Annotated in this window: 5 protein-coding genes; all 5 read left to right on the top strand. The window is 68.2% G+C overall.

The genetic code is table 11. The features are described from left to right. Positions 1 to 389: GntR family transcriptional regulator (locus tag AC3WK8_RS28710; protein WP_146043302.1), on the top strand; the 389-nt coding region annotated here is incomplete at its 5' end. A gap of 29 nt (positions 390 to 418) precedes the next feature. Next, on the top strand, positions 419 to 1,525 hold the full coding sequence (nagA, locus tag AC3WK8_RS28705; RefSeq protein ID WP_103326441.1) for an N-acetylglucosamine-6-phosphate deacetylase: 1,107 nt from the start codon (positions 419 to 421) through the stop codon (positions 1,523 to 1,525). After that, positions 1,506 to 2,528: an SIS domain-containing protein gene (locus AC3WK8_RS28700; protein WP_031320947.1), complete on the top strand. Its 1,023-nt coding sequence runs from the start codon at positions 1,506 to 1,508 to the stop codon at positions 2,526 to 2,528. The genes nagA and AC3WK8_RS28700 overlap by 20 nt, the downstream gene beginning before the upstream one ends. A gap of 27 nt (positions 2,529 to 2,555) precedes the next feature. Further along, positions 2,556 to 5,072: a phosphoenolpyruvate--protein phosphotransferase gene (gene ptsP, locus AC3WK8_RS28695; RefSeq protein WP_103326442.1), complete on the top strand. Its 2,517-nt coding sequence runs from the start codon at positions 2,556 to 2,558 to the stop codon at positions 5,070 to 5,072. 24 nt (positions 5,073 to 5,096) lie between these two features. Next, positions 5,097 to 6,803, top strand: coding sequence for an N-acetylglucosamine-specific PTS transporter subunit IIBC (gene nagE, locus AC3WK8_RS28690; RefSeq protein WP_103326443.1), 1,707 nt, complete (start codon positions 5,097 to 5,099; stop codon positions 6,801 to 6,803). Positions 6,804 to 6,857 lie beyond the last annotated feature (54 nt).

Genomic DNA, 6,857 nt, shown 5'->3' with positions numbered 1-6,857 from the left:
CCCCGCCCACCCACGAAGAACTGATCCGCCTCGGCCTGTCGCCCAACGACAAGGTGGCGCGCCTCAAGCGCCTGCGCAAAGCCGACGATGTGGTGATGGCGATCGAGATGAGCACCCTGCCGGCACGCATCATCGCCCGCCCCGAAGCGGTGGGCGACTCGCTGTACGAGTACCTCGACGGTATCGGCCGCCCCGTGGTGCGGGCGCTGCAACACATCCAGGCGATCAACGCCTCGGACGAGTTCGCCGCCCTGGTGGGCATCGCCCCCGGCACCGCCATGCTGCTGATGACCCGGGTCGGCTATCTGGAAGACAACACGCCGATCGAAGTCACCGACACCTACTGCCGCAACGACTACTACGACTTCGTCGCTGAATTGCGACGCTGAGCCCGATTTCAGGAGGCCAAGAAACGCCCATGTCCGAAGCCAACATACTCACGCCCCAGGGCTGGATCCGCGGCCACCTGGTCCATGACCAAGGCAAGGTGACCGCCATCGATGGCAGCCCCTGCGATCCGGCCGACAACGACCTGCCCTACCTGCTGCCCGGCTTCATCGACCTGCATGTACACGGTGGCGGCGGCAAGGACATCATGCAGGGCAGCGAGGCCTTCGAGACCATCGCCCGCACCCACCTGCGCTTCGGCACCACCTCGCTGCTGGCCACCACCATGACCGCGCCCAGCACGGAAATCCGCCAGGTACTGGGGCAACTGGGCCATTACGCCCGGCAGCGCCCCGCCGGCTCCGCCCGGGTCCTGGGCGTGCACCTGGAAGGCCCCTACATCAACCCCGGCAAGCTCGGCGCCCAGCCCAACTTCGCCCATACCGCGCTGCTGGCGGAAATCGAGCAGTACCTGGAGCTGGCGCCGATCCGGGTGATCACCATCGCCCCGGAGATCGCCGGCCACAACGAACTGATCCGGGCCTTGAGCGAGCGCGGGATCCGCATGCAGATCGGCCACACCCTGGGCAGCTATGAAGAAGGCGTGGCCGCCATGGCCGCCGGCGCCACCAGCTTCACCCACCTGTACAACGCCATGAGCCCGCTGCATCACCGTGAACCGGGCATCGTCGGCGCGGCCCTGGCCCATGCCCAGTACGCCGAGCTGATTCCCGACCTCCTGCATGTGCATCCCGGGGCGATGCGCGTGGCCCTGCGCTCGATCCCGTGCCTGTACTGCGTCACCGATTCCACCGCCGCCGCTGGCATGCCCGACGGCGAGTACAAGCTGGGCAGCCACACGGTGACCAAGTGCCTGGGCGGCGTGCGCCTGCCGGACGGCACCCTGGCCGGCAGCACCCTGACCATGGACCAGGCCCTGCGCAACCTGGTGAAGATCGGCCTGCCCCTGGCCGAAGCCTCGCAGCGCCTGTCGCAGTTTCCCGCCGACTACCTCGGCCTACCCGCGCGCGGCCGCCTGCAACCTGGCAGCTGGGCCGACAGCGTGCGCCTGGACCGCGCACTCAAACTGACCGCCGTCATGGTCGAAGGAGAAGAGCTTGACTTCCAAGATGCTTGAAGAGGCGCTGTCCTCGCACACCGCCGTGAGCAACCAGCTGCAGCACCTGGAGCCGTCGCTGGTGGAGGTGGCCGGTCGCCTGCGACGCCAACCGCCGCAAGTGGCGATGACCGTGGCCCGGGGCAGTTCCGACCATGCCGCCAGCTACTTCGCCTACCTGACCATGCAGCATGTAGGCATTCCAGTGGCCTCCCTGCCGATGTCGGTGGTCACCATGCAGCAAGCGCCACTAAGGGTCAGCGGCCAGGCGGTCTTCGCCTTCTCGCAGTCGGGCCAGAGCCCGGACCTGGTGAACAGCGTGCGCCTGCTGCGCAAGCGCGGCGCCCTCACTGTCGGCCTGGTCAACGCCCCGAACAGTCCGCTGGAAGCGGCCAGCGAGTTTTCCCTGCCGCTGTACGCCGGGCCCGAACAGAGCGTGGCCGCCACCAAGAGCTTCATCGCTACCCTCAGCGCCAGCGCGCGGCTGATCGGCCACTGGAACGAGGACGCGCACCTGCTCGAAGCCGGCCAGGCCCTGTCCGAGGGGCTCGAGCAAGCCGCCACCGAGGATTGGAGCCCGGCCATCGAAGCCCTGCGCAATTGCCAGCGCTTGATGGTGATCGGCCGTGGCGCGGGCTTCGCCATCGCCCAGGAAGCTGCACTCAAGCTCAAGGAAACCTCGGCGATCCAAGCCGAAGCCTTCAGCAGCGCCGAGGTGCGCCATGGCCCGATGGCCCTGATCGAGCATGACTACCCCCTGCTGGTATTCGCTCCACGGGGCGCGGAACAGGGCGGCCTGCTGAGCCTGGCCGCCGACATGCGCCAGCGTGGCGCCAAGGTACTGCTGGCCGCCCCGGACGATATCCAGGAACGGGATCTGCCCCTGTGCCTGGCCGAACACCCGGCGCTGGACCCGGTCCTGGCGATCCAGAGCTTCTATGTCATGGCCGCCGGCCTGGCCGAGGCCCGCCGCATGGACCCCGACCAGCCACGGCACCTGAGCAAAGTGACCCGCACTCACTAAGCCCCCTTGATCGATGAGTACTGCGCCATGCACAACAACAATAACGACCTGACGCTCGGTGCCCCGCTAAGCGGGCCCGTCTTGCCGCTACGCAACGTTCCCGATCCGGTGTTCGCCACCGGCGCCATGGGCGACGGGATCGCCATCGATCCGCTCAACGATACCCTGCACGCCCCCTGCGCCGGCCAGGTGATCCAGGTCGCACGCACCGGCCACGCCGTGACCCTGCGCGCCGACAACGGCGCCGAAGTACTGCTGCACCTGGGCCTGGATACCGTCGAGCTGAAGGGTAAAGGCTTCGAGCTGCTGGTCCAGGAAGGCCAGCGCGTCAGCGCCGGCCAGCCTCTGCTGCGCTTCGACCTGGACTATGTCGCGCAGCATTGCCGGAGCCTGATCAGCCTGCTGATCCTGACCAACAGCGAGGGCTTCGAGCAGCGTCCGCTGAGCCTGGGCGCAGTGAAGATCGGCGAACCGCTGTTGCATATCACTCGACGCAGCCAGGCCCCGGCATCCTCATCTAGCGCCCCGGGCTCGGCGGAACAGGCCAGCGCCCGGGTCCGGGTTGCCCATCGCGGCGGCCTGCATGCGCGCCCCGCGGCCCTGGTCCGCCAATGCGCCGCCGGCTTCGCCAGCCAATCGCAGCTGAGTTTCAAGGACAAGAGCGCCCCCTGCACCAGCCTGGTGGCCCTGATGGGCCTGGGTATCGGCGAACAGGATGAAGTGCTGGTCAGTTGCCAGGGCGCCGATTGCCAGGCCGCCTTGCAAGCGCTGCTCAAGACCCTGGGCACGGCGCTGGAGAGCGACGCCCACCCGGCGCCCGCCGTGGTCGCGCCCAGCATCCGGCGCCCCGCCGAAGACGGCGTATTGCATGGGGTCTGTGCCGCACCAGGGCTGATCGCCGGCCCACTGCTGCGACTTGAGGCCATGCAATTGCCGGAGGACCTTGGCCAGCACCAGCCCCATGAACAGCGCCAAGCCTTGGAGAAAGCCCTGGAGCAGGTCCGCGCCGACATCCACCAGACCCTGGACCAGGCCCGCCGGCGCCACAACCAGGAAGAACAGGATATTTTCAACGCCCACCTGGCCCTGCTGGAAGACCCGACCCTGCTGGACGCCGCGCACGCCGCCATCGCCCAGGGCCGGGCCGCCACCCACGCCTGGAGCGCGGCGATCGCCGAGCAGTGCCAGGTGCTGCAAGGCCTGGACAACTCCTTGCTGGCTGAGCGCGCCAACGACCTGCGCGACCTGCAACAACGGGTGCTGCGGGCCTTGCTGGGTACAACCTGGCACTACGACCTGCCGCCCGGGGCGCTGGTCGCCGCCGATGAGCTGACCCCCTCGGACCTGCTGCAACTGAGCGCCCAGGGCGTGGCCGGCCTGTGCCTGGCCGCCGGCGGCGCGACTTCCCACGTGGCGATCCTGGCCCGGGGCAAGGGCTTGCCGTGCCTGGTGGCCCTGGGCCAGGAAGTCCTGCACCTGGACAGTGGTCGCCAGGTGGTGCTGGATGCCGACGGCGGACGCCTGGAACTGGCGCCCGATCCACAACGCCTGCAGCAGGTACAAGAGGCCCATCGGGCTCGCTTGCAGCGCCGCGCCTTGCAGCAACAACAGGCCACGGAGCCGGCCCTGACCCGTGACGGCCTGGTGATCGAAGTGGCGGCCAACGTCGCCTCCAGCGACGAGGCCCGGGACGCCCACCTGGGTGGTGCCGACGGCATCGGCCTGCTGCGCACCGAGTTCCTGTTCGTCGACCGCCAGCACGCACCGGACCAGGCGGAACAGCGCCAGGCCTATCAGGACGTGCTGGATGCCATGGGCGACAAACCGGTGATCATCCGCACCATCGATGTCGGCGGCGACAAGCAACTGGACTACCTGCCACTGCCGGCCGAGGCCAACCCGGTGCTGGGCCTGCGCGGCATCCGCCTGGCCCAGGCCCGCCCCGAACTGCTGGACCAGCAACTGCGCGCCCTGCTCCAGGTGGCGCCGCTGGAGCGTTGCCGGATCATGCTGCCGATGATCACCGAGGTGGCCGAGTTGCTGCATATCCGCCAGCGCCTGGATGCCCTGGCCAGCGAACTGGGGATCGCCCAGCGTCCAGAACTGGGGGTGATGATCGAAGTCCCGGCGGCGGCCTTGATGGCCGAGCAACTGGCCGAGCATGCCGACTTCCTGTCCATCGGCACCAATGACCTGTCCCAGTACACCCTGGCCATGGACCGCGACCATGCCGGGCTGGCCGCCCGGGTCGACGCCTTGCACCCGGCGCTGCTGCGGCTGATCGCCCAGACCTGCGCTGGCGCCAGGCGCCATGGACGCTGGGTCGGGGTATGCGGCGCCCTGGCCTCCGATCCGCTGGCCACGCCGGTGCTGATCGGCCTGGGCGTCAGCGAACTGTCGGTCAGCCCGCCCCAGGTCGGGGAACTCAAGGACCGGGTCCGCCAGCTCGATGCCGGCCAATGCCGTCATCTGAGCCAGACCCTGCTCGACCTGCCCGGCGCCGCCGCTGTCCGCCAGGCCTGCGCCGAGCATTGGCCTCTATAAGCACAAGAATCCAGGAGAGACGCCATGTACCAGTATTTCATCGAGGGCCTGCAGCGCCTCGGCCGGGCGCTGATGCTGCCCATCGCCATCCTGCCCATCGCCGGCCTGCTGCTGCGCCTGGGCGACACCGACCTGCTGGACATCGCCATCATCCACGATGCCGGGCAGTCGATCTTCGGCAACCTGGCGCTGATCTTCGCCATCGGTATCGCCGTGGGTTTCGCCAAGGACAACAACGGTACCGCCGGCCTGGCCGGAGCGATCGGTTACCTGGTGATGATCTCGACCCTCAAGGTGCTGGACGCCAGCATCAACATGGGCATGCTCGCCGGGATCATCAGCGGGCTGACGGCCGGTGCGCTGTACAACCGCTTCAAGGACATCAAGCTGCCGGAATACCTGGCGTTCTTCGGTGGCCGGCGCTTCGTGCCCATCGTCACCGGCTTCACCGCCGTGGGCCTGGGCGTGGTGTTCGGCCTGATCTGGCCGCCGATCCAGCATGGCATCAACAGCTTCGGCCAACTGCTGCTGGAAAGCGGCAGCTTCGGCGCCTTCGTCTTCGGCGTGTTCAACCGCCTGCTGATCGTCACTGGCCTGCACCACATCCTCAACAACATGGCCTGGTTCATCTTCGGCAGCTTTACCGACCCCAACACCGGCGCCGTGGTCACCGGCGACCTGACCCGCTATTTTGCCGGCGACCCCAACGGCGGCCAGTTCATGACCGGGATGTTCCCGGTGATGCTGTTCGGCCTGCCCGCCGCCTGCCTGGCCATGTACCGCAACGCCCTGCCGGAGCGGCGCAAGGTGATGGGCGGGATCTTCCTGTCCATGGCCCTGACCTCGTTCCTCACCGGGGTCACCGAACCCATCGAGTTCGCCTTCATGTTCCTCGCGCCGCTGCTGTACCTGGTGCATGCGCTGCTCACCGGGATGTCCATGGCCCTGACCAACCTGCTGGATATCCACTTGGGCTTCACCTTCTCCGGCGGCGCCATCGACATGGCCCTGGGCTGGGGTCGCTCCACCAATGGCTGGAAGGTGTTGCCGGTGGGCTTGCTGTATGCGGTGATCTACTACCTGGTGTTCGATTTCTGCATTCGCCGCTTCAACCTCAAGACCCCGGGTCGCGAGGACATCCCCACCGCCAACAAGAGCGAGCTGGCCAGCGACCAGCGCGCCACGGCCTACATCGAGGCCCTGGGCGGCGCCGCGAACCTGATCACCGTGGGCGCCTGCACCACGCGCCTGCGCCTGGAACTGGCCGACCGCGACCTGGCCCGCGACGCCGACCTCAAGGCCCTGGGTGCCATGGCCGTGGTACGCCCCGGCAAGGGCTGCAGCCTGCAAGTGGTGGTCGGCCCGACCGCCGATAGCCTCGCCGATGAAATCCGCCAGGCCCTGCCGGCCTCGCGCAGCACTCCCGAACCGCTGCCGCAGACGCCGGCCCCGGTATCGATCGCGGTTCCCACCCAGGAAGCCCAGCAATGGCTCACCGCCCTGGGCGGTCGCGACAACCTGCTGCAACTGGACTGCGTAGCCCTGACCCGGCTGCGGGTGCAACTGGGCGACAGCCGTGGCTTGTCGGAAGCGGCGCTACGCAACCTGGGCTGCCAGGGCACAAGGCGCCTGGAAGGCGACGTCTGGCATGTGCTGATCGGCGAGAGGGCCGCCGGCCTGCAAGCCGCCCTCCAGGTGCTGATGCAGCGCGAGGTCAGTGCCAGCGCCTGAGGAGCGAAACCGCGCGCCAATAAAAAAGCCCGCTGGCCGTTTCCGGTCCAGCGG

The organism is Pseudomonas sp. FW507-12TSA (assembly GCF_058781435.1).
The sequence above is the reverse complement of the archived record's forward strand: the minus strand, read 5'-3'. Positions and strand labels throughout refer to the sequence as shown.